This is a genomic window from Hymenobacter busanensis (assembly GCF_008727865.1).
Classification (GTDB): Bacteria; Bacteroidota; Bacteroidia; order Cytophagales; family Hymenobacteraceae; genus Solirubrum; species Solirubrum busanense.
The window spans coordinates 120,369-140,278 of sequence record NZ_VTWU01000007.1 but is presented as its reverse complement, the minus strand read 5'-3'; the positions used below and the strand labels follow the sequence as shown (position 1 = coordinate 140,278).

The 19,910-nt window shown below is 61.8% G+C and carries 24 protein-coding genes; 16 read left to right on the top strand and 8 right to left on the bottom strand.

Translation table 11 applies throughout. The annotated features are described in order from the left end of the window. The first annotated feature begins 505 nt into the window (after positions 1-505). From F0P96_RS17915 to coaD, 5 genes are all read left to right on the top strand, one after another. Positions 506-1,114, top strand: coding sequence for a DUF4126 domain-containing protein (locus F0P96_RS17915; protein WP_151080319.1), 609 nt, complete (start codon positions 506-508; stop codon positions 1,112-1,114). 110 nt (positions 1,115-1,224) lie between these two features. Further along, the gene (locus F0P96_RS17910) at positions 1,225-1,725 is read left to right on the top strand and encodes an NUDIX domain-containing protein (RefSeq protein WP_151080317.1); all 501 of its coding nucleotides are present in this window, start codon (positions 1,225-1,227) and stop codon (positions 1,723-1,725) included. Between the two features lie 60 nt (positions 1,726-1,785). Next, entirely contained in the window at positions 1,786-2,676 is an 891-nt protein-coding gene (locus F0P96_RS17905) for a DUF3822 family protein (RefSeq protein WP_151080316.1), read from the top strand. Between the two features lie 9 nt (positions 2,677-2,685). Next, the gene (locus F0P96_RS17900) at positions 2,686-2,997 is read left to right on the top strand and encodes a hypothetical protein (protein ID WP_151080314.1); all 312 of its coding nucleotides are present in this window, start codon (positions 2,686-2,688) and stop codon (positions 2,995-2,997) included. A 19-nt stretch (positions 2,998-3,016) separates the two neighbouring features. Then, a complete protein-coding gene (coaD, locus tag F0P96_RS17895; protein WP_151080312.1) occupies positions 3,017-3,487 on the top strand; it encodes a pantetheine-phosphate adenylyltransferase in 471 nt (156 codons plus the stop codon). Here the strand turns inward: coaD and F0P96_RS17890 are convergent, their stop codons facing one another. Both F0P96_RS17890 and F0P96_RS17885 read right to left on the bottom strand, forming a co-directional pair. Further along, positions 3,488-3,979, bottom strand: a complete 492-nt coding sequence (locus F0P96_RS17890) for a hypothetical protein (protein ID WP_151080310.1) — start codon at positions 3,977-3,979, stop codon at positions 3,488-3,490. It abuts the gene before it with no gap. A gap of 43 nt (positions 3,980-4,022) precedes the next feature. Further along, positions 4,023-4,712, bottom strand: coding sequence for an NUDIX hydrolase (locus F0P96_RS17885; protein ID WP_151080309.1), 690 nt, complete (start codon positions 4,710-4,712; stop codon positions 4,023-4,025). A gap of 258 nt (positions 4,713-4,970) precedes the next feature. On the opposite strand from F0P96_RS17885, the gene F0P96_RS17880 reads away from it, so the two are divergent. Then, complete coding sequence (locus F0P96_RS17880) at positions 4,971-5,474, top strand: metallophosphoesterase family protein (RefSeq protein WP_151080307.1); 504 nt, start codon at positions 4,971-4,973, stop codon at positions 5,472-5,474. 120 nt (positions 5,475-5,594) lie between these two features. Here the strand turns inward: F0P96_RS17880 and F0P96_RS17875 are convergent, their stop codons facing one another. Then, the gene (locus tag F0P96_RS17875; protein ID WP_151080305.1) at positions 5,595-5,900 is read right to left on the bottom strand and encodes a hypothetical protein; all 306 of its coding nucleotides are present in this window, start codon (positions 5,898-5,900) and stop codon (positions 5,595-5,597) included. Between the two features lie 299 nt (positions 5,901-6,199). On the opposite strand from F0P96_RS17875, the gene ltaE reads away from it, so the two are divergent. Then, the gene (gene ltaE / locus F0P96_RS17870; RefSeq protein ID WP_151080304.1) at positions 6,200-7,219 is read left to right on the top strand and encodes a low-specificity L-threonine aldolase; all 1,020 of its coding nucleotides are present in this window, start codon (positions 6,200-6,202) and stop codon (positions 7,217-7,219) included. A 75-nt stretch (positions 7,220-7,294) separates the two neighbouring features. On the opposite strand, the gene nhaA is transcribed toward ltaE, so the two are convergent. Then, positions 7,295-8,464, bottom strand: a complete 1,170-nt coding sequence (gene nhaA, locus F0P96_RS17865; protein ID WP_151080302.1) for a Na+/H+ antiporter NhaA — start codon at positions 8,462-8,464, stop codon at positions 7,295-7,297. A gap of 92 nt (positions 8,465-8,556) precedes the next feature. Here nhaA and F0P96_RS17860 point away from each other — a divergent pair, with 92 nt between their 5' ends. From F0P96_RS17860 to F0P96_RS17850, 3 genes are read left to right on the top strand one after another with little or no spacing between them, the layout of a single operon-like run. Continuing rightward, positions 8,557-9,027: a GNAT family N-acetyltransferase gene (locus F0P96_RS17860; RefSeq protein WP_151080301.1), complete on the top strand. Its 471-nt coding sequence runs from the start codon at positions 8,557-8,559 to the stop codon at positions 9,025-9,027. Then, on the top strand, positions 9,024-9,677 hold the full coding sequence (locus tag F0P96_RS17855) for a leucine-rich repeat domain-containing protein (RefSeq protein WP_151080299.1): 654 nt from the start codon (positions 9,024-9,026) through the stop codon (positions 9,675-9,677). The genes F0P96_RS17860 and F0P96_RS17855 overlap by 4 nt, the downstream gene beginning before the upstream one ends. Before the next feature lie 9 nt (positions 9,678-9,686). Further along, positions 9,687-10,331 carry a DNA-3-methyladenine glycosylase family protein gene (locus F0P96_RS17850; protein WP_151080297.1) on the top strand — a complete coding sequence of 215 codons (645 nt, stop codon included), beginning with the start codon at positions 9,687-9,689 and terminating at the stop codon, positions 10,329-10,331. Here F0P96_RS17850 and F0P96_RS17845 read toward each other — a convergent pair. After that, positions 10,328-10,531: a hypothetical protein gene (locus F0P96_RS17845; RefSeq protein ID WP_151080295.1), complete on the bottom strand. Its 204-nt coding sequence runs from the start codon at positions 10,529-10,531 to the stop codon at positions 10,328-10,330. The two genes, F0P96_RS17850 and F0P96_RS17845, sit on opposite strands and share 4 nt — an antisense overlap. Before the next feature lie 21 nt (positions 10,532-10,552). Continuing rightward, complete coding sequence (locus tag F0P96_RS17840; protein WP_151080293.1) at positions 10,553-11,473, bottom strand: DUF58 domain-containing protein; 921 nt, start codon at positions 11,471-11,473, stop codon at positions 10,553-10,555. 259 nt (positions 11,474-11,732) lie between these two features. On the opposite strand from F0P96_RS17840, the gene F0P96_RS17835 reads away from it, so the two are divergent. From F0P96_RS17835 to F0P96_RS17820, 4 genes are all read left to right on the top strand, one after another. Then, the gene (locus F0P96_RS17835; RefSeq protein ID WP_151080291.1) at positions 11,733-12,104 is read left to right on the top strand and encodes a DUF3276 family protein; all 372 of its coding nucleotides are present in this window, start codon (positions 11,733-11,735) and stop codon (positions 12,102-12,104) included. Positions 12,105-12,194: 90 nt separating this feature from the next. Further along, positions 12,195-12,770 carry a YdcF family protein gene (locus F0P96_RS17830; protein WP_151080289.1) on the top strand — a complete coding sequence of 192 codons (576 nt, stop codon included), beginning with the start codon at positions 12,195-12,197 and terminating at the stop codon, positions 12,768-12,770. A gap of 441 nt (positions 12,771-13,211) precedes the next feature. Further along, entirely contained in the window at positions 13,212-14,312 is a 1,101-nt protein-coding gene (ychF, locus tag F0P96_RS17825; RefSeq protein ID WP_151080288.1) for a redox-regulated ATPase YchF, read from the top strand. Positions 14,313-14,435: 123 nt separating this feature from the next. Then, the gene (locus F0P96_RS17820) at positions 14,436-15,161 is read left to right on the top strand and encodes a hypothetical protein (RefSeq protein WP_151080286.1); all 726 of its coding nucleotides are present in this window, start codon (positions 14,436-14,438) and stop codon (positions 15,159-15,161) included. 82 nt (positions 15,162-15,243) lie between these two features. On the opposite strand, the gene F0P96_RS17815 is transcribed toward F0P96_RS17820, so the two are convergent. Next, a complete protein-coding gene (locus F0P96_RS17815; protein ID WP_151080284.1) occupies positions 15,244-16,704 on the bottom strand; it encodes a M48 family metalloprotease in 1,461 nt (486 codons plus the stop codon). 126 nt (positions 16,705-16,830) lie between these two features. Beyond that, the gene (locus F0P96_RS17810; protein ID WP_151080283.1) at positions 16,831-18,294 is read right to left on the bottom strand and encodes a M48 family metalloprotease; all 1,464 of its coding nucleotides are present in this window, start codon (positions 18,292-18,294) and stop codon (positions 16,831-16,833) included. 160 nt (positions 18,295-18,454) lie between these two features. On the opposite strand from F0P96_RS17810, the gene F0P96_RS17805 reads away from it, so the two are divergent. Together F0P96_RS17805 and F0P96_RS17800 are read left to right on the top strand one after the other, a co-directional pair. Then, positions 18,455-19,009 carry a hypothetical protein gene (locus tag F0P96_RS17805; protein ID WP_151080281.1) on the top strand — a complete coding sequence of 185 codons (555 nt, stop codon included), beginning with the start codon at positions 18,455-18,457 and terminating at the stop codon, positions 19,007-19,009. 97 nt (positions 19,010-19,106) lie between these two features. Continuing rightward, a complete protein-coding gene (locus F0P96_RS17800; protein ID WP_151080275.1) occupies positions 19,107-19,892 on the top strand; it encodes a hypothetical protein in 786 nt (261 codons plus the stop codon). The last annotated feature ends 18 nt before the right edge of the window (positions 19,893-19,910 follow it).

Genomic DNA, 19,910 nt, shown 5'->3' with positions numbered 1-19,910 from the left:
GGGGCAAGCTGCGGGCTGCTGAGAATGTGCGGGCAGGAGTTGCGCCAACGTACAGGGGTGTTTTTATCCAGCCGGATCGTGTTTTGCTCCGGTCGTGGGGTGTTTTCGTTCAGTCATGAAGTGTTGCGCAATGGTCGGGAGGTGTTGCGCAATGGTCGGATGGGGTTGCGCGTCGCTCGGGAGGTGTTGCACAACAGTCGGGAGGTGTTTTGCCTTGCTCGGGGGGTGTTTTCGATTCCGCGTTGGGTGTTTGGGCCAGAAGATGAGCGGAAGCTTTTCACGGAGGCCCAAGTCAGTAAGTCGTGTATTATTCTCAGTCTGTAATGCTGAGCGCAGCGAAGAACCCTGTCTGCTCTGAACGATAGCAGCAACAACGACTTGTTCAGCGAGGGAAGATGCTTCGCGGTGCTCCGGATGCCAGTTCCGTCAAATCTTTAGGAAAGCGGCCGGGCAACGACTATCGACTGGGCTTCGTGCGTATGGGCCAGAGACATACCTTCGGGCCATGAATCCATCCGACTACTTCCTTTCCGGCGCCCTAGGGCTGGCGCTGGCCGCGTGCAGCGGCTTTCGGGTGTTTGTGCCGCTGTTGGCGGCCAGCATTGCCTACCGCACGGGGTTTCTGGCGCCGTCGGCGGGGTTTGCGTGGCTGGGCTCGTGGACGGCACTGGGGGTGTTGGGCACGGCCACGCTGGCCGAAATGCTGGCTTATTACTTCCCCGTCGTCGATAATTTTCTGGATTCGCTGACCACGCCGGCCTCCTTTATTGCGGGCACCTTGCTGATGACCTCGGCGCTGCCGGAGCTGAACCCGGTGCTGCGCTGGGGCTTGGGCGCGGTGCTGGGCGGCGGCACGGCGGGCGTCATTCAATCGGGCACGGCGGTGTTGCGGGCGGGCTCTACGGTGGCTACCGGCGGCCTGGGCAACCCGGTGCTGGCCACCGTGGAAAACGTGCTGGCGGTGGTGGGCACGGTGCTGGGGTTGCTGCTGCCGCTGCTGGTGGCCGGCGTGGCCGTGGCGCTGGTGGTGTACGTACTCAGCCGGCTGCGGCGCTGGCGGCAGCGGCGCCGAGCCCGTACTGCCGCCACGGGCGAAATGCCGCCCGCTCGTTGAGGCGCTGGACAACCGGGGCACAGTTGCTACGTTTGTCCCCGTGCGGACCACGCTGCTATGCCGTGTTGCCCCGCGTTGCGCCCCTACCCCACACCTTACGTTAGTTATCCTTGCCGAACTCTGCCTCTCTCCTTGCGGCCTACGCCGAACGCGCCCGGGTGCGCGTCTGCGGGCTTTTGGTGCACCGCGGCGCGCTGCTGCTCACGGCGCACCGGGGCCTGCTGCCCAACAAGCAGCCGTTTTGGTCGCCGCCGGGCGGGGGCTGGCACTTTGGCGAAACCCTGCGCGAGGGCGTAGCCCGCGAGTTTCAAGAGGAAACCGGCCTGCACGTGACGGCCGGGCGCTTTCTGCATCTGCACGAATACCACGGCGACAAGCTGCAGGCCATTGAGCTGTTTTTTGAGGTGCTGCCCGTGGATGCGGCCCAACTGGAGGCCGATTTGCAGCTGGGCCACGACCCCGAGCACGCGCCCGACCGGCAGCTGCTCACGGCCCTGGCCTGGCGCACCCCGCGCGAGTTGGTGACGCTGCCGCCCCAGCAGGTGCACCCCATTTTGCGCGACTTGATCAGCGCCGACGACGCCTACATTCCCCAGCTTCGGCTAAAATAACGCCGGGCCAGTTGCGCCCCCCGTTGTACCTTTAGCGGCTCACCACCCAGCTGCTCCTCCGTGACTCCTGCCGCTTCCGTTGCTGCCTCTGCCACGCCTGCCCCGGCCCTGCTGCGCCTGCGCGACGAAACCCTCGACGCCGAACAGCTGGCCGGTTACAACCTCTACCTCACCGCCGGTGCCGCCGGCGTGCGCGTAGGCGTGGCCGATGTGCGCCGCAACAAGTTTGTGCTGCTCGAAGACTACGCCCCGCAGGCCGCCACTTCGCTGGCCGGGCAAGTACAGCAGCTGGCCGCGCACCACGACCTGGTAGGGCTGCCGGGCTGGAACCGGGTGCGGCTGGCCGTGCAAAACCGCCATTTCACGCTGCTGCCTGCCCCGCTTTTCCGCGACGGCGACGAGGCCCGCTACCTGCAGCTGCACCACCACGCCGATGCCCAGCACGAAGCCGTGCGCCGGTTTCATCACCCCAGCTTGGATATGGTGAGCGTGTTTGCGGCCGAAAAGTCGTTGGTGGAATGGTTTGAACGCACCTACCCCGGCCAGAAGCTGCTGCATCAAACCAGCGCCCTGCTCGAAGGGGCCGTGCACCAAAGCGAGCGGCAGGGCCCGCCCCGGCTGTACCTGAGCGTGGGGCCGCACGAGCTGACGGTGGTGGTGGTGCGCGACAAACGGCTGGAGTTCTGCAACGTTTTCGCCTTCAGCACGCCCGAAGACTTCATCTACTACACCATCCTAGTGATGCAGGAGCTCGGCCTCAACCCCGACGAAGACCACGTGACCGTGTGGGGCGACCTGCTGCACGACTCGGTGCTGTTCAACGTGCTGCGCAAGTACATCCGCCACGTGCGCTTCGGCAACCGTCCCTACGACCTTGGCTACAGCTACCGCCTGAACGACGTGTTCGAGTACCGGTATTTTGAGCTGTACAGCCTCCACTTGGTGGAGTAGCACAGCTGTATGAGTTTCGAATGGACAGCTTTTGACGGGGGCAAGACCATTGGCATGGCTGGCTCCGAGGAAGGCCTAATTCGCTTAGACGAAGAGCTTGTGAATGCAGCACGCATTACGCTTGAACAGGGCGGATTTGCCCCTTTCTCCATCACGCTCGGTATCTATGGCCTCATGTTTCACACCATCTTCTGCAGCAATGAACCCGCTGCAAGGGAAATGGTGCGTACTGCCAAACTGAGGATAGCACGTATTCTCAGCCTTACCAGAAACCAAGAAGAGTTGCAGCAGCGCTTGGTAGAAGAGCTTGCTCAACTATAGTCCCTTCACCTCTTCTCTTATGAGAATTGCCCTCTTTCCCGGCTCGTTCGACCCGTTCACCAACGGCCACCTCGACGTGGTGCGGCGCGGCACCGAACTATTCGACCACATTATTGTGGCCATCGGCAACAACAGCAGCAAAACGCGCTATTTGCCCGTCGAGCAGATGACGAGCATCATCGAGGAAGTATTTCGCGACGAGTCGCGGGTGTCGGTGCAGTCGTACAAGGGCCTCACGGCTGATTTTGCCCGCGAAACAGGTGCGCGGTTTTTGCTGCGCGGGCTGCGCAACACCACCGATTTCGAGTACGAAAACACGATTGCGCAGGCCAACCGCCACGTCAATCCGCAGCTGGAAACCGTGTTCCTGATTACCTCGCCACCGCTGGCCGCCATCAGCAGCACCATCATCCGCGAAATTCACCGCTTTGGCGGCAGCGTCGACGATTTTGTGCCTTTCACGATGCCTCCGGTAATCAGTAACCAATAGCTACTTCCGCGCTACCACCCGGATGCCGGTGATTTTTGCGGGGTCGGTGGGGTTGTTGACGGGCAGTACCACGTAGTCTGGGCTGACGAGGCTGAGGTTGCCGCGGCGCATCAACTCCTCTTCGTTGGAGCCAATTAGCACCAGGTCGCGCACTTTGCGGGTGCGGGCATTAAAGGTGGCCACCACGGTCGAGCCGCTGTATTCAAAGGTATTGATCCATCCTTCGCCCTTGGTCGACTGCATTTGGGCGGCCGTGGGCTCCATCCCCACACTCGACTGGGTGGACTCGACCGGCGGCCCCAGCACCTTCCGAATCTGGTCGATGTTGCGCCCCACCAAGGAAGGCATGTTCACCTTCACGGCTTCAGAGGAGCGCCCACCCTCGCTGCCGGGGCTGGCTTTTTCGCTGGATGGGGTGCTACGGGTGCACGAAGCCGAAGCACAAACCAGTGCAACGAGCAACAATAAGAGGGACGGGCGTACGATGCGCATGGGGAGGAGAAACAGGGTCAGTACGCCCGCAGGGCCCACTCGGTTACTTGGCTTCGGCGGGCGCGCCGGCCATTTCGCTTAGGTAGTGGCGTACCACCAACGCAATGGAGGCGTAGGATTCTTCCAGTGCTTTTAAGGCCTCTTGGGGCTGCATCCAGCGGGCCTCTTCGATGTACTCCTCGGCCTGGGGCTTCATCATGGAGTCGTCGAGGCACTGCATCACGTACCAGTTGGTTTTCTTCAGCATTTTGTTGCCGTTGTAGGCGTACGAATGCCAGGTGCTGGGCAGCTCTTCGGCCAAACTCACCTTGATGCTGCATTCCTCCTCTACCTCGCGTAGGGCGCCCTGGGCGGGGTCTTCCTCCTTCTTGAGCTTACCCTTGGGCAAATCCCACTTGCCGAGGCGGTAAATCATCAGCACCATGCCATCTTTCACCACCAAGCCACCGGCGGCTTTGGCAATGCGGAACTGGTCTTTGAGGTGCAGGATGAGGGCTTTTTTCTTCCGCGCCATCAGCGTGAGCGAGGTCAGCTTCTTGAGCTTCTTGACCTCCATGAGCCGCAGGAGCCGGTCCAAGAAACCGGGAGTCACGTCGCGCACCAGCACGTCGCCCACCAAGTCTTTGGATGTAAACTCATCTTCCGCCGCCAGAATCAGGTCGTAGCGGTGCTTGTAGACCTTTTCGGAGGTCTTCTTGATGATAATCGGAATGTCGTTGATGAAGACGTTCATCGCGGCAAGTCGGGAGGAAAATGAAGCCGGTTTGGATACAGCAGGGCTGCAAAACACAGCATTAATTTCGGGATACGAAAGCACAGGCCCGGCGACGGACAAGTGTGGTGTGGAAGCCCGTCAGGCGGCATACGGCTGCGGGCAGGAAAGGTAACACCGCCCCGCGAAATCCGCCGCGTTTTCGGCCCGCTACGGCGCGCGTTGTACCTTGGCGGCCCGCTTATCAACTATCTATCCGACCCTCTCTCCTCTTTTCTCATGCGCATCGGCCTGCTTTCCGACACCCACAGCTACCTCGATGAGCGCATTCTGCACCATTTGCAGGACTGCGACGAAATCTGGCACGCCGGCGACGTAGGCGACGAAAAAGTGCTCGACCAACTGGAAGCCCTGGCCCCGCTGCGGGCCGTGTCGGGCAACATCGACGACCGAGCGGTGCGCCTGCGCTGCCCCGAAACGCAGCTCTTCACGGCGAACGGCTTGAAAGTGCTGATCCACCACATCGGCGGCTACCCCGGCCGCTACGCGCCCCCGGCGAGGGCTTTGCTGCTGCGCGAACGGCCGGGCTTGTTCATTTGCGGCCACTCGCACATTTTGCGCGTCATGCCCGACCGGCAACTGGGTTTGCTGCACCTGAATCCCGGCGCCGCCGGCCGCCACGGGTTTCATCACATGCGCACGCTGCTGCGTTTCCGCATCGAAGCCGGCAAAGTGCTCGACATGCAGGCTGTGGAACTGGGCCCCCGAGCCACCAAGGAATAGCTTTGGCGGCCGCCGCTAGCGAAAGGTACGGGCAACAAAAAGCGCCTTCTCCGCCGGCAAAGGCAGAAAAGGCGCTTTGAGTATGCTATGGGCAGCAGCCGACCGGCCGCGGCTCAGGGCTTAGAGAGCAATTTCCGGCTTGGGATGCTCGCCAGCCTGGCCTTCCTCGGTTACGGGCTTGGTCACGGCCTCGGCGTCGTCAAACGCGGCAGCGTTGTCGGCAGCCGTAGCGGCTTTGGCAGCTTTGGGGGCTTTCGCAGCAGGTGCAGCAGCGGCGTTGCCGCCTTTGTTGAAACCAGCCTTCAGCTCTTCGATGTCCACATTCTTGAGAACGGGCGTACGGAGCAGGTCCTTGATTTCTTGCACTTTGTTGTTAGCACGGGCAATGTTCTTGCGGTGCTTGCGCTTGAGACGGGTAACGGTCATGACGCGGTCGGTTTGAGTCTATTCAGCAGAATTGAGCGGGCAAAGGTAAGGAAAAGTTTGGCAGATTTTGCCCCTCGCCGCGTGATTGTTACGCCGATGCCCGCCGAACATGCAGCGCGGACGCCGCCGTGTCCGTAGTTTGGCAGCCGGAAGCGTGAGGAATGGGCCACAACCCGGGCGCGCAGGCGCAGGCCGGAACACCGCAGTAGGCCCGTTGCAAGGCAAGCCTGACCCTGTCCGAGCTTTAAGCATACGCTCTCCTCTTTCTGCTCATTTGCCGGCTTTTCCAGTTTTTTCCAATGATTGACCTACGTTCCGATACTGTTACCCGGCCCACAGCGGCCATGCTCGAGGCCATGTTTCGCGCCCCGGTGGGCGACGACGTATACGAAGAGGACCCCACCGTGCGCGACCTAGAACAGGAATGCGCCCGCCGTTTTGGCATGGAAGCCGGCCTGTTTTGCCCCTCCGGCACCATGACCAACCAGATTGCCATCAAAGGCCACACCGAGCCGCTGTCGGAGGTGATTTGCGAGCAGACCTCGCACATTTACCTCTGGGAGGTGGGCGGCATTGCGTTTCACTCGGGCGCGTCGGTGGCGCTGCTGGCCGGCGACCGGGGCCGCGTGACGGCACAGCAGGTAGCGGCAGCTATCCGGAGCGAAAATGTACACTACCCCACCACGCGCCTCATCAGCCTCGAAAACACCCACAACCGAGGCGGCGGCAGCTGCTACGATTGGGCGACGCTGGAAGAAATTGCGGCCCTGGCCAAGCGCCAGGGCATTCCGCTGCACCTCGATGGGGCCCGCATTTTCAACGCCCTGGTGGCCACCGGGCAGCGCAGCGAAGATTACGGCCAGCTGTTCGACACCATTTCCATTTGCCTGAGCAAGGGCCTGGGCACGCCGGTGGGCTCGGTGCTGGTGGGCAGCGCGGCGTTTATCCACAAGTGCAAGCGCATTCGGAAGGTGATGGGCGGCGGCTGGCGCCAAGCCGGGTACCTAGCTGCCGCCGGCCTATACGCGCTGGAAAACCACGTGGCGCGACTGGCCGACGACCACCGCCGCGCCAAGCAGCTGGCCGAGGCGTTGGCCGAAGCGCCGTACGTCGACTTTGTGTTGCCAGCCGAAACCAACCTTGTCATTTTTCGGCTGAAAGACGGGCTGACCGAAGACCAGTTCCTGGCGCATCTGGCCAAAAACGACATTAAGGCGTCGGCATTTGGCCCGCAGATGGTGCGCTTCGTCACCCACCTCGATGTGGACGACGCAGGCATTGCGCAGGTGCTGGCGGCGCTGCAAACCGTGGCGGCGTAGCCCTTGCCACGGCGGCCAAGGTCCTGTATTGAAATCCAATACCCGGGGTGAAAGACAATGTTTCGGTCCTGGATGTCAGGCTTCCGCACCGTCATCCGGCCTTTCCAATTCGGGCGGACGGCCAGGGGCCAGAATGAGTATGCCCACAACGGCCGACGCCGCCGAGCCAAGCAGCACCGCCAGCTTGGCCACATCGACCTCGGCTGGTTGCTGAAACGAGAGCGTGGCAATGAAAATAGCCATGGTGAAGCCGATGCCGGCCGTGAAGCCCAACCCAATAAACCGGCGCCAACTCACGCCCACGGGCAACTCGCCCCAGCCCAGGCGCACCAGCCCGGCCGTCACGCCTACAATGCCCAGCGGCTTGCCCAGCAACAGGCCTGCACCCACACCCCAGGCCAGCGGTGAGGCCAACGAAGCGCCCACATTGCCGGTGAGGACAATGGCCGTGTTGCAGAGTGCAAACAACGGCAGCACCAAGTAATTGACGGGCCGCTGGAGCGCGTGTTCGAGGCGTTCGAGCCGCCCGACGGGTATGGCCAGCGCCAGCAGCACGCCGGCAATTGTGGCGTGAATGCCCGACTCGAGCACGCAAAACCACAGCAGCAGTCCCAACAGCAGGTAGGGCGCGAGGCGGCGTACGCGCAATCGGTTCAGCAGCAGGAGCAGCGCAAACACCCCGGCCGCCGCCAGCAAATACAGGACGTGCAGGCCGGCGCTGTAGAAGACGGCAATGATGATGACGGCCAGCAAGTCGTCGATGATGGCTAGGGCGGTGAGGAACACGCGCAGGCCAAACGGCACGCGGTTGCCGAGCAACGAGAGGATGCCCAGGGAAAAGGCAATATCGGTGGCGGTGGGAATGGCCCAACCCGCGCTAGCTGCGGTGCCGCGGGTGAAACTCAGAAACAGCAGCGCGGGCACGGCCACGCCGCCCAGCGCGGCCAGCGCGGGCACGAGGGCTTGGCGCGGCTGGGCCAGCTCGCCGTAGAGCACTTCGCGCTTGATTTCGAGGCCAACCAGCAGGAAGAAAATGGCCATCAGTCCGTCGTTGACCCAATGCGCCAACGACTTCTGCAGCAGGCCGTAGCCCACCTCGGTTTCCCAAAAGGCGCGGTAGGCGGGCCCGACACCGCTGTTGCTGACGAGCAACGACACCGCGGTGGCGGCAATCAGGAGCAGACCGGCCAGTTTGCCCTGCTCGGATAGTTCACGGATGGGATGCAGCAGGCGGCGAAGAGGCATGGCGAAGGCGGAAAGCGTAATGGCTAAGCGCCAAGTAGCGGCGGATATTGGGCAAAAGTGTCCATTTTCGCTTCCATCTCCATTTCCAGCCTATGCTCGCTACCGTTCCTGTCTTCCGCGCCTACGAGGCTATCCGCGACGAAGAGGCGGTGTTGCAGCTGTTTCGCAGCAACCTCGCGCCTTATTTCGTGCCCGAAGAAGAAGCCGACCTCCTGGCCTTTCTGCGTGGTGAAGTAAGCACCGACGGCCTGCCGTATTTTGTGGCCGAGCTAGCCGGGCACGCGGGCTTGGTTGCGGCCGGCGGGTATGCCCTCAACCATCCGTACGCGGTGCTGACGTGGGGTATGGTGAACCGTCAATTGCACGGCCAGGGCCTGGGTCGGGCGTTTACGGCGTTCCGCATTGCGCAGTGCCGGCAAGCCTATCCCGGCAAAAGCATCGAAATCAAGACCTCGCAGCACACCGAAGGCTTCTACGCCAAACTAGGTTTCCGCACGCTGGCCATCGAGCCGGATAAATGGGCACCGGGCCTGCACGAGGTACACATGCTGCTTGAGGTATGAGTTTTCAGGATTCTTCTTACCACTACCAGCGCCCGTGGCTGCCGCTCCGCTCGTGGGTCGGCCCCAAGAGGTGGACCTCGATGCCGCAAGCGCTAGAGCACGCCCACCAAGTGCGGGAGTTGTGGCTGAGGCACCACTACGATTTGATGCCATTGAAAGAGCAATTTGCCCGTTTGAAGCACCTGCAAAACTTGTTCTTGCAGGGGCCGGTAGACGAGTCGATGCCTTTTGCCTTACCCCCAACCATTGGCCAGTTGCCAGCACTACAGGAACTGCTGCTGCTCAATCACCCGCTGCGGGAAGTGCCCAGTTGGCTACCCGGGCTGACCCGGCTCCGCTACCTCATGATTCGCGGCACTGACATCACGGAGTTGCCAGTCGATGTCGGCCGCCTGCGGCAGTTAGCGGTATTGCGGATCGAAAACGGCCAATTTCCGCTCCGCACCTTGCCGGCCTCCCTGCGGGAAATGACGAAGCTCAAACAGCTGAGCCTGCGCGACACGCGGGTAGTGCACCTGCCCGTGGAACACTTACCGCCTGGCCTGCAGCGGCTGGATTTGAGCGATTCAGCCCAGCAGGGAGGCGTCGATGTTGCGGCGCTTCGCCAGCGCATGCCCAACCTGCACGTCACTATCAGCGGCGGCCGGTAAGTTTGCGCCATGACTGCTCCCGCCGATAACCCTTACGACCACGCCGCAGCCCTTGCGCACCTCAGCCAAGCCGATCGGGTGCTGGCGGGCATCATTGCGCACGGCCGGCCTATTGTGCCTTCGCCGCACGAAGACCTGTATCTGGCGCTGTTGAAGGCCATTGTCAGCCAGCAGATTTCGACCAAGGCGGCCGCGGCCATCTGGCGCAAGCTCGAAGCCCTCTTCAAACCCGAGGGCTACCCCGAACCGGGCGTGCTCGTTACGATGACCGACGACGAGCTGCGCGTGGCGGGCATTTCCAAGCAGAAAGCGGGCTACCTGCGCGCCATTGCCGAATTTCAGCTGGCTGGCCAGTTCGACCACGCCCACCTCAGCCGCCTCGACGAAGACGCCTTCACGCGCCACCTCACCGCCATCAAAGGCGTGGGCCGCTGGACGGCGCAGATGCTCCAGATGTTTGCGCTGGATCAACCCGACGTGTTTGCCGAGGGCGACCTGGGCATTCAAAACGCCATGCGCAGGCACTACGGCCTGCCGGAAACCGGCCGCGCCCTGCTCAAGCGCATGACGGAAATTGCCGAGCCGTGGCGCCCGTACCGCACCCTGGCCTGCAAGTATTTGTGGCAGTCGTTGGACAACGCGCCGGCCGGCTAGCTGCGCCGCGCGGCTTCGCGCTCCTCGGCTTTATGCTCGCGGTACACCACAATCATGGCAATGAAAATCGACACGTAGGGCAGCACCAAACCGATGATGAACCAGCGCCAGAACGGCCGGCCCTGGGCAATGTACGTGGTGAGCAAGGCGCTGAGCAGCGTGATAACCACGCAAATGCTGAGCAGAATCAGGTCGGGCATGAGGGCAAGGGTTGAGGGAGACTACCGCACTTTGCCGCGCTTCACCAAGTAGGCGTACAGCACTTTGTCGAACGGCTCCCGAATATCGACGGGCACGAAATCAATCTTGTACTGGCCGCAGCGCAGGGCCAGTTCCTGGGTGTAGTCGTGCATGGCCTGGCGGTACTGCTCGCGCACTTGCGACGGGCTGAGCTTCACCTGCTCACCGGTTTCCACGTCTTCGAACACGTACGGGCGCTCGGCAAAGTCGAACTCCTGCTCGGTGGCGCGGTCCATCACGTGAAACAACAGCACCTCGTGGTGCTGGTGGCGCAGGTGTTGCAGCGCCGCCAGGGTCTCGCCCTGCTCCTGCTGGCCGCGGCCCAGCATGTCGGAGAAGAGGACGACCAACGAGCGTTTCGGGATTTGCTGGGCAATCTGGTGTACCACACCGGCCACATCGGTGCCGCCGTGCTCGGCGGGCGCGGGCCGCTCCATCAGCTGCTGGAGTTGCAGCAGCAGCGTGTGGCGGTGGGTGCTGGTAGAGCGCACCGGCGTTTGCAGCTCTATCCGGTCGCCAAAGGTGACGAGGCCCACGGCGTCGCGCTGGCGTTGCAGCAGCGTGGCCAGGGCTGCGGCGCACAGCACCGCGAAGTGCAGCTTGTCGTGGCTGGGGCGCGGGTAAAACATCGACGGCGACACGTCGAGCAGCAGGTGGCAGCGCAGGTTGGTTTCCTCCTCGTAGCGCTTCACAAACAGCTTGTCGGTGCGGGCCAGCACTTTCCAGTCGAGGTGGCGGGTGCTTTCGCCGGGGTTGTAGAGGCGGTGCTCCGAAAACTCCACCGAAAAGCCGTGATAGGGCGACTGGTGCAGGCCGGTGATGAACCCATCGACGAGCTGCCGGGCCAGAAATTCCAGGTTCTCAAAGGAGCGGACGGCGGCGAGGTCGAGCGGTTGGGCCATGCGGGTGGTAGCAAACTGCGGCGGAAGGACTGCGAAGGTAACGCCGCGGTTGCGGGCGTGGTGCCCGCGGGCTTCGGGAAAAACAGAATTGTACTACACCCGGCGGCGTCTCCTCCTTTTTGAACTTAGCCAGACTCAATTTCTTGCTAAAAAATTTTTATCTGAGGCGCCAAAAAGGTAGTTTTAGCCGGAGATTTTTCAATCATCCGGAAATAACCCAACCCCTCCTTCATTCAAACACTTTTACCAGCTGGACCCCGTGGAAGACCGCTACGAACAGGAAGAGATTTATTCCCAGCGCATCAAAGCCGGCAAGCGCACCTATTTTTTCGACGTGAAAGCCACCCGCGGCCAGGACTACTACCTGACCATTACGGAGAGCAAGCGTCGGCTGCGCGACGACGACACCTTCTCCTACGAGAAGCACAAAATCTTCCTCTACAAAGAGGACTTCCTCAAGTTCGCTGAGGCCCTGCAGGACGCCATCGGCTACGTGCGCGAAGAGCTGCTCTCGCCCGACGAAGTGGCCGAGCTGGACCGCCCCCGCCCCGAGTTCAACGACCCGAACCGCTACGACGGCCCCGATTTCAACAGCGCCAACAGCACCGGCGCCGACAACGGCACCTACTAGCCCCGCGTTTTCTTCAATTTTCTGGCAACGCGCTGCCTGCCTGGCTTCGGCCAGCGGGCGGCGCGTTGTTGCGTAGGCCTAGCTATACCGATGAGCACTCGGACCAACAAACTCTTGCTGGGCAGCGGCTTTCTGCTGCTGCTGGCGTGGGTGGTAGCGCACAGCGTCTGGATTGCCCGCGACGGGCTGCGCGACACCGCCCAGCCCGCCGACTGCATTCTGGTGCTGGGCAACAAGGTAAACGAAGATGGCACGCCCTCGGCCCGCCTGCAAGCCCGCCTCGACAAAGCCCTGGCGCTGTACCGAGCCCGCCTGGCACCGCGCATTGTGGTGAGTGGCGCCCTGGGCACCGAAGGCCACTACGAAGGCTGGAGCATGCGCCAATACCTGCTGCGGCAGGGTGTGCGCCGCGCCGATATTCTGGTGGACAATGCAGGCAACACCACCTTGGCCACGGCCGCCAATTTCGGCCGCATTGCGGCGCAGCGGCACTTTCGCTCGGTTATCGTGGTGTCGCAGTTCTACCACCTCACCCGCGCCAAGCTGCTGCTGCAGCAAGCGGGCAACTGGCGCATCTTTACCGCTCACGCAAGCTATTTCGAGCTGCGCGACATCTACAGTCTGCTGCGCGAGTTTCCGGCTTACTACGTTGCTAAGCTTCGCTAATTGCCAAATGATTAATCGTTCTACCTGTGTCTGATTACGAACTACATGCCCTTGCACATTCACCCGCTGAACTCACGGCTGAGCAGTTCGTTCTCATCTTTCAGGCTGTAGGTGCACGTGGCGACGTTATGATTTATAAACACGATGGCCTCCGGTCCGCAAACCGCTTCACCATCTTAGCCATTATCTCGGGGCAAGAAAGTCCGTGTCGTGCCGATGGTGATTCAATGGGCACGTGCGTGCAAGACTGTTTACGTCAATACTTAACGGCTAAGGCTGATTTGCCGCAGCCATAACTCAGCCGCTGTGTCGAGGCACTTGGGCGCTCCGCTAGATAAATACCCGCTGGTGTTTCACGCCCCGAGGCTTTGTACCTTTGCAGCCGAATTGCGCGCTGCGCCAATTCCAGCATTCAGCACTTAACATTCAGAATTAACAAGCATGGGTCTTCGCTGCGGTATCGTCGGGTTGCCTAACGTGGGCAAATCCACCCTGTTCAACGCGTTGTCGAACGCCAAGGCCGAATCGGCCAACTACCCGTTCTGCACCATCGAGCCCAACGTGGGCGTGATTACCGTGCCCGACCCGCGCCTGCAGGTGCTGGAGGAAATTGTGAAGCCCGAGCGCGTGGTGCCCACTATCGTGGAGTTCGTCGACATTGCGGGCCTCGTGAAAGGCGCTTCCAAAGGCGAAGGCCTCGGCAACAAATTCCTGGCCAACATCCGTGAGGTTGACGCCGTGATTCACGTGGTGCGCTGCTTCGACGACCCCAACATCGTGCACGTGGCCGGCGGCGTCGATCCGGTGTTCGACAAGGACGTTATCGATACCGAGCTGCAGATCAAAGACATCGAGAGCGTCGACAAGAAGCTCCAAAAGTCGGAGCGCTCGGCCAAGGGCGGCGACGCCAAGGCCAAGAAGGAAGTAGCCGCGCTGCAGCGCTTCAAGGAGCACCTGGAAAGCGGCCAGAACGCCCGCGCCCTGGTGGCTTCGGAGGAAGAGCTGGAGGCCGTGGAAGACTTGCAGCTGCTCACCATCAAGCCCGTGATTTACGTGGCCAACGTGGACGAAGCCAGCATTCCGGCCGGCGGCAACAAGTACGTGGACGCCCTGCGGGAGCACGTGAAGGACGAAAACGCCCAGATTGTGGTGGTGTCGGCCGCCATCGAGTCGCAGATTGCGGAGATGGACGACCCCGAGGAAAAGGAAATGTTCCTGGGCGAGTACGGCCTCACGGAATCGGGCCTGAACAAGCTCATCCGCGCCTCCTACGAAATCCTAAACCTGATTACCTACTTCACCGCCGGCGTGAAGGAAGTGCGCGCCTGGACCGTGCACCGCGGCGACAAAGCCCCCGCCGCAGCCGGCGTTATCCACTCCGATTTCGAGAAGGGCTTCATCCGCGCCGAGGTCATCAAGCTCGACGACTACGTGCAGTACCGCTCGGAAGCCAAGATCAAGGAAGCCGGCAAAATGGCCGTGGAAGGTAAGGAATACGTCGTGCAGGACGGCGACATCATGCACTTCCGCTTCAACGTGTAGCGCCACGCTAACAGAACGTCATGCAGAGGCACAGCCGAAGCATCTCGCTCGGTAGTAACTTCAACGCCCCCGCCGGTATTCGGTCGGGGCGTTGTTGATTGTGCTGTTTACGAACTCACCACGATGAAATGGGAAGACCTAAAGGTTTACAGACCTTTGCCGAAAGAAGAATTAAGACAGGCTTTCAAGCCCTTTACAGCTGCTGTGGCAGCGCATCTAGCTCCATACGGGTTCATATTATTAGGTCGCAAACTCATTCGTGCAGTCAATGACGTAATGCAAATAATCCATATCGATACTCGCGGTAGTTGGATGGGTATCAGCGCAACTTATGAGACAGGGGTTGCTGTAATACCTTACTGCTCAGATTTTTTTCGCTTAACGTCATCCAGCGAACTGCTTTGGCAGAAACCTATAGAGGAAATTGTGCCCGGCATTAAGAACCATTACCGCATTACTGCCGAGTATGTGTTGCTTGCTGAATACTTGGCCGGTAGAATAATCCGTGACGTACTCCCCTATTTTAACAGTATCAATACCTCAGCTCAAATTCTCTCCCATTGGGAAGACCTTTTACCCAAACGCAGATTATTTCCTGGTGAAGCATTTGCCTATGATATAGTCTTACTTTACTGTTCCCTCAAGAACAACAAACCTGATGCTGCCATACCACTGTTATCAGCGCTACGTCAACACTTAGAAGGGAAATCAGGCAACCGGGCGGAAAAACTCGGTAATGAGTTGGACGAGTACAGGCAGCTGGTAGAGCAGGACGACTGGAAAGCTATACACGAAAAACTACTTGCTGCTGAGCAACTGGAGCTTCGCAAATGCAAGCTGAAGCTGTAAATGTCACATTCCCATAAAAAGAATCGGTCGGCTAAGCTCCTGTAGCGGAGCAAAGCCGACCGATTTCATTTTTGTTACTGCCTTACTTCCCCACAATCTTAAACAACTGCCCACTGGTCAGCTTATCCGATGTTTTCATGCCGTTCAGAATAGCCATTTCCTCGTAGCGCGACGACGGCACGCCGTTGGCGGCCAGGGCCGAGGCCAGCGTCTGGCCGGCTTTGGCCGTGCGAATGTGTACCTTCTCGGGCTGGCGGTTCAGCTTGCTGGCGTCGGTGAGGCGGGCGAAACCCTGTGCGGTGCGCTGAAACTGCGGCGCGTAGGTTTCGAAAGCGGCCGGCGAGGTGAGGCCCACAAGGGCGTAGATGGTTTGCCCGTCCTGAATGACGTAGCTGAGCGTGCGGGCCGTGATGCCCTGCTGGCCGGTTTGCTGGTCCTGCCCCACCTGGTCGCCCTGAATGGCAATGGCCGGGAAGCTGTTGATGGTGGTGCGGCTGGCCTGCGCCGATTGGATGTTCAGCTGCTTGGCCAGGGCCTCGGCGGCGGCATCGAGCGTGGCGCCGCTGCCGCCGGCCGGAATGAGCACGATGACGGCTTTGCCGTTGGGCTCGGCCATCTGAAACTGCGTGGGCGAGTTCTGCGACTTCCAGCCCGAAGGAATGGGGAAGCGGAACTTCAGATCGGGGTGGTAGAACACGCCGCCCTCCACGAAGCCCTGGCGCGGGTCGTCGCCGAAGGGCAGGCCCTCGAGCAGGCGCAGGTACTGGTCGCGGTTGACGGCCAGCTGCTTGCCGGCTTGCTGCTCGGCCTGCACGGCCAGCTTTTTCACGTTCTGGTAGCGGTCGGCCGAGTTGGGGTGCGACGACAGGAACGTGGGAATGGTGGCCGCGCCGCTGCTTTGCTCGGTGCGCTGCAGCGTGAGGAAAAAGTCGGCCATGGAAGCCGGGTCGTAGCCGATTTTGCTGGAATACTTCACGCCCAGCTTGTCCGACTCGTTTTCGTCGTCGCGGCCGTACTTGAGCAAACCCAGGCCCACCACCTGCGAGGCCGGCTGCGCGATGGAGGCCACGCGCTTCGAGAGGATGGAACCCAGAATGAGGGCCCCGTTGGCAATGGTGGAGCGCGTCTGCTGCTTCTGGCCGTGGCGGGCCGTAATGTGGCCGATTTCGTGGCCGAGCACCCCGCTGAACTGCGCTTCGTTGTTGAAGTACGCCATGATGCCGCGCGTGAAATACACGTGGCCATCGGGCGTGGCAAAGGCGTTGATGATGGGCGAATCGACGATGGTAAAGCCCTTGACATCGGCGGGTCGGTCGGAAATGCGGCCCATGGCCATGCCTTTCTGGTCGATGTAGCTCTGCAGCTTGGCGTTTTCAAACAAGCCAAACTGGGCAATTACCTGCGGATCGGGGTTGGCGCCCTGCACCGGCACTGCTGCGGCGGCTTTGGGCGGGTCGAGTTTCGGGGAAGTAGAGCTGGCCAGGGGCAGCAGCAACAGCAGCAAAGCACTGGCTTGGGCGCTGCGACGGAAGGTAGGGTTCATGGCGAGGAAACAAAGTGAGGCCGCGGCGGACGCGGCGCGGGGTATGCCTGCAACGGACGAGGCTAGGCCCAGGGTTACGCAGGGACCGTGCCAGCATGGCGCGGCCCGCCCTGCGCGAGGCAGAGGCTACTTCTCCACTACTTTGATGAGCGAGCCGGCGTTTACCTGCTCGTTGAGCTGCATGCCGTTGAGAATAGCCATTTCCTCCAGCCGGTTTTCGGGCACGTTGTAGGTGCGCAGGGCCTTGTCGAGGGTGCTGCGCAGCTTCAGGGTTTTCACCCGCACGCGCTCAGGCTGGCGGGTGAGTTTGTCGCGGTCGGTGAGGCGCTGGAAGGCTTCGGCCACGCTGCTGAACTGCGGGGCGTAGCCGGGGAAATCGGAGGGGGCTGATACGCCCAGCAGCGCGAAGATGGTTTTGCCGTCCTGAATGAGGTAGCTCAGCACGCGCACGCCCGCCACCGGCTGGCCGGTTTGCGGGTCTTGCTGCACCTGGTCGGCCGCGAAAGTGAGGGCCGGAAAGCTGTTGATGGTAGTGCGGCGCGACTCGGTGGGCTGCAGGCTGAGCTGCTTGGTGAGGGCCTGAGCGGCTTCGTCGAGCGAGGCGCCGGGGGCCAGCATCAGCATCAGCAGGGCCTTGCCGGCGGGGTCGGCCATCTGAAACTGCTGGGGCGTGTTCTGGTGCTTCCAGCCGGCGGGCACCGGAAACTGAAACTTCAGCTCGGGGTGGTAAAACGTGTTGTTTTCCACGAAGCCCTGCTTGGGGTCTTCGCCGTACACGATGCCGTCGATGAGCTTAAGGTATTGGTCGCGGTTGATTTTCAGGTTCGTGGGGTTGCCGTTTTGCTGCTTCCACTGGTCGGCCAGCTGGTGCACACGGTTGTAGCGGTCGGCGGGGTTGGGGTGGGTCGAGAGGAAATCGGGAATGGCCTCGGCGCCGCTCTTTTCCTGCTCGCGCTGCAGCGTTTGGAAGAAATCGGCCATCTGCGAAGCGTCGTAGCCGATTTTGGAGGAGTACTGCACGCCCAGCTCGTCGGACTGGCTTTCGTCGTCGCGCCCGAACTTGAGGAACAGCAGCTGCATGCCCTGCATGGCCTGCTCGCCAAACTGCGCGATGCGCGGCGAGGCAATCATGGCCCCCATCAGCCCCACCTGCCCGATGATGGCGTTGGTTTGCTGCCGGGCCGAGTGCCGGGCCGTCACGTGGCCGATTTCGTGGCCCAGCACGCCCGCAAACTGCGCTTCGTTGTTGAAGTGCGCCATGATGCCGCGGGTGAAGTACACGTAGCCGCCCGGAATGGCGAAGGCGTTGATGATGGGCGAGTCGACGACGCGGAAGTTATAGGCCAGCTCGGGCCGGTGCGACACGGCGCCCATCTGCTTGCCTTTCTCGTTGATGAAGTTCTGCAGCTTCTGGTCGGGGTACAGCCCAAACTGGGCCGTTACGGCGGGGTCCGACTGCTGGCCCATGGCCAGCTCCTGCCCTTCCGAGACGAGCATGACTTCGCGCTTGCCCGTGACGGGGTTGGTGGCGCAGGAAGCCGCAATCAGCAGCGCGGCGGCCGAAAAACCGGTTCGAAAGTAGTTACGCATGGCAGGAAGGAGTTTGGGGGAACAGCGCGGGCGCGCCGGTTTGCGGGGAATGTAGACAAGCTACGTACCGCGCCGGGCAATGGCTGAACTTGCGGCCCTCCCCCTGCCCCGCGCGGGGAATGTTCGGGTTCCTGCCGTACTTGCAGCCGCAAACTCAGCTATGGACATCCAGCACATCATTGCGCACTTCGAGCAGCTCAGCGAAGAAGAGCAAACAAAGGAAATTTACGCGCACTACGGGCTGGCGCTGTACTTCGGACAGGCCGCCGAGCAGCAGGTGGCCCACATGCTCATCTTCGACAAGCTCTTTCAGGTGAAGCCCGAAACCGGCGAGCAGTACACCGCTTTGTTTGAAGAATACGCCGCGGCCACCAAGCCCGCCGGCCTCCTCGCCATCGAAGCGCAAATGGCCTACCAGCTCGCCGATGCCGACCGCGACGAGCTGCAGCAGGTGCTGATGCTGCGCGAATATCTGGCCGGCAGCTACTTCAAGATTCACGCGGCGCTGGTGCTGCAGCCCGAGGGCAAGCGCCGCCTGCTTTCCGATTTCACGGCCGTGCAAAACCGCTCCCGCGCCCTGCACGCCCGCTTGCAGCAGTACCAGCGCGAGTACGTGGAGCGCACCGGCGTGGAGCCCGAGCTGATGCAGCAAACCTGGGCCACCGTGGTGCGCGACGCCCAGCGGGTGCTGGCCGCGCAGGCCGGCGTGGCCTGATGCGCGCGGCGCGCTGGCTGCTGACTGCCCGTTCTTCCCGACTTATTTGCCCCTGCCGCGTTTCGCCTTGCCTGGCCGGCGGCTTCTCCTTCATCGTATGCGTTTCTCTTTCCTCCGCCTTTTTGCTCTGACCGCGCCGGCGCTGGCCCTGGTGGCCTGCCACAAGCAGCCCATCGGCCGCAGCCAGCCCGCCACCAAAACCCACGTGGTCGACGGGCAGCCCTACGAGTGGGCCGACTCGCTGCGCCTCGACGCGGCCAGTGGCCTGCAGTACCAAGTAGCCAACGACGCCCGCAACGTGTACCTGCGCCTGCGCGCCACCGATGCCCCGCTGCAGGCGCGCCTCGTGTACCAGGGCCTCACCGTGTGGCTCGACAGCGCCGGCACCCACCGCCAGCAGTTTGGGGTGCAGTTTCCGCTGGGCGGCGGCTTTGCGCCGGTGCGCCCCCAACCCAACGCTTCCGCCGCCGACCGCCTGGCCATTATTCAGCAGGTGCTGGCGGGCACTCACGAAATGAAGCTGCTGCACTACAAAGGCAATCTGGAGCCCGTTCTCACCGAAACCCGCACCCTCATTGGGGTGCAGGCCGCGGCCGCCGTAGATGCCGCCGGCGCGCTCAACTACGAGCTGGCCGTGCCGCTGCGCCTGCTTTACAAGCGCGGCGCGGCCTTCGCCAACGGCCGGCGCCCCACCATCGGCCTCACCTTTGCCACGGGCCTGAACACAGCCGTATCCGGCACCTACGGCACCGGCACGGCCGGCGACAAAAACGTGATTCCGCGCGGCAGCAAAGGCAAAGGCGACGCCCAAACGGTTCAGGCTGGAAAGGGCAAGCCGGTCAATTTCAAAGCCACCGCGCTGCTGGCCGTGCCCAAGTCGTAAGGAGTTCCAGCAGCAACA

What these genes read in the sequence shown, in the direction of transcription:
- F0P96_RS17915 (WP_151080319.1), top strand. Translation starts at nt 506, where the DNA reads ATGAATCCATCCGACTACTTCCTTTCCGGCGCCCTAGGGCTGGCGCTG.
- F0P96_RS17900 (WP_151080314.1), top strand. Translation starts at nt 2,686, where the DNA reads ATGAGTTTCGAATGGACAGCTTTTGACGGGGGCAAGACCATTGGCATG.
- coaD (WP_151080312.1), top strand. Translation starts at nt 3,017, where the DNA reads ATGAGAATTGCCCTCTTTCCCGGCTCGTTCGACCCGTTCACCAACGGC.
- F0P96_RS17890 (WP_151080310.1), bottom strand. Translation starts at nt 3,979, where the DNA reads ATGCGCATCGTACGCCCGTCCCTCTTATTGTTGCTCGTTGCACTGGTT.
- F0P96_RS17885 (WP_151080309.1), bottom strand. Translation starts at nt 4,712, where the DNA reads ATGAACGTCTTCATCAACGACATTCCGATTATCATCAAGAAGACCTCC.
- F0P96_RS17880 (WP_151080307.1), top strand. Translation starts at nt 4,971, where the DNA reads ATGCGCATCGGCCTGCTTTCCGACACCCACAGCTACCTCGATGAGCGC.
- F0P96_RS17875 (WP_151080305.1), bottom strand. Translation starts at nt 5,900, where the DNA reads ATGACCGTTACCCGTCTCAAGCGCAAGCACCGCAAGAACATTGCCCGT.
- ltaE (WP_151080304.1), top strand. Translation starts at nt 6,200, where the DNA reads ATGATTGACCTACGTTCCGATACTGTTACCCGGCCCACAGCGGCCATG.
- nhaA (WP_151080302.1), bottom strand. Translation starts at nt 8,464, where the DNA reads ATGCCTCTTCGCCGCCTGCTGCATCCCATCCGTGAACTATCCGAGCAG.
- F0P96_RS17860 (WP_151080301.1), top strand. Translation starts at nt 8,557, where the DNA reads ATGCTCGCTACCGTTCCTGTCTTCCGCGCCTACGAGGCTATCCGCGAC.
- F0P96_RS17855 (WP_151080299.1), top strand. Translation starts at nt 9,024, where the DNA reads ATGAGTTTTCAGGATTCTTCTTACCACTACCAGCGCCCGTGGCTGCCG.
- F0P96_RS17850 (WP_151080297.1), top strand. Translation starts at nt 9,687, where the DNA reads ATGACTGCTCCCGCCGATAACCCTTACGACCACGCCGCAGCCCTTGCG.
- F0P96_RS17845 (WP_151080295.1), bottom strand. Translation starts at nt 10,531, where the DNA reads ATGCCCGACCTGATTCTGCTCAGCATTTGCGTGGTTATCACGCTGCTC.
- F0P96_RS17840 (WP_151080293.1), bottom strand. Translation starts at nt 11,473, where the DNA reads ATGGCCCAACCGCTCGACCTCGCCGCCGTCCGCTCCTTTGAGAACCTG.
- F0P96_RS17830 (WP_151080289.1), top strand. Translation starts at nt 12,195, where the DNA reads ATGAGCACTCGGACCAACAAACTCTTGCTGGGCAGCGGCTTTCTGCTG.
- ychF (WP_151080288.1), top strand. Translation starts at nt 13,212, where the DNA reads ATGGGTCTTCGCTGCGGTATCGTCGGGTTGCCTAACGTGGGCAAATCC.
- F0P96_RS17820 (WP_151080286.1), top strand. Translation starts at nt 14,436, where the DNA reads ATGAAATGGGAAGACCTAAAGGTTTACAGACCTTTGCCGAAAGAAGAA.
- F0P96_RS17815 (WP_151080284.1), bottom strand. Translation starts at nt 16,704, where the DNA reads ATGAACCCTACCTTCCGTCGCAGCGCCCAAGCCAGTGCTTTGCTGCTG.
- F0P96_RS17810 (WP_151080283.1), bottom strand. Translation starts at nt 18,294, where the DNA reads ATGCGTAACTACTTTCGAACCGGTTTTTCGGCCGCCGCGCTGCTGATT.
- F0P96_RS17805 (WP_151080281.1), top strand. Translation starts at nt 18,455, where the DNA reads ATGGACATCCAGCACATCATTGCGCACTTCGAGCAGCTCAGCGAAGAA.
- F0P96_RS17800 (WP_151080275.1), top strand. Translation starts at nt 19,107, where the DNA reads ATGCGTTTCTCTTTCCTCCGCCTTTTTGCTCTGACCGCGCCGGCGCTG.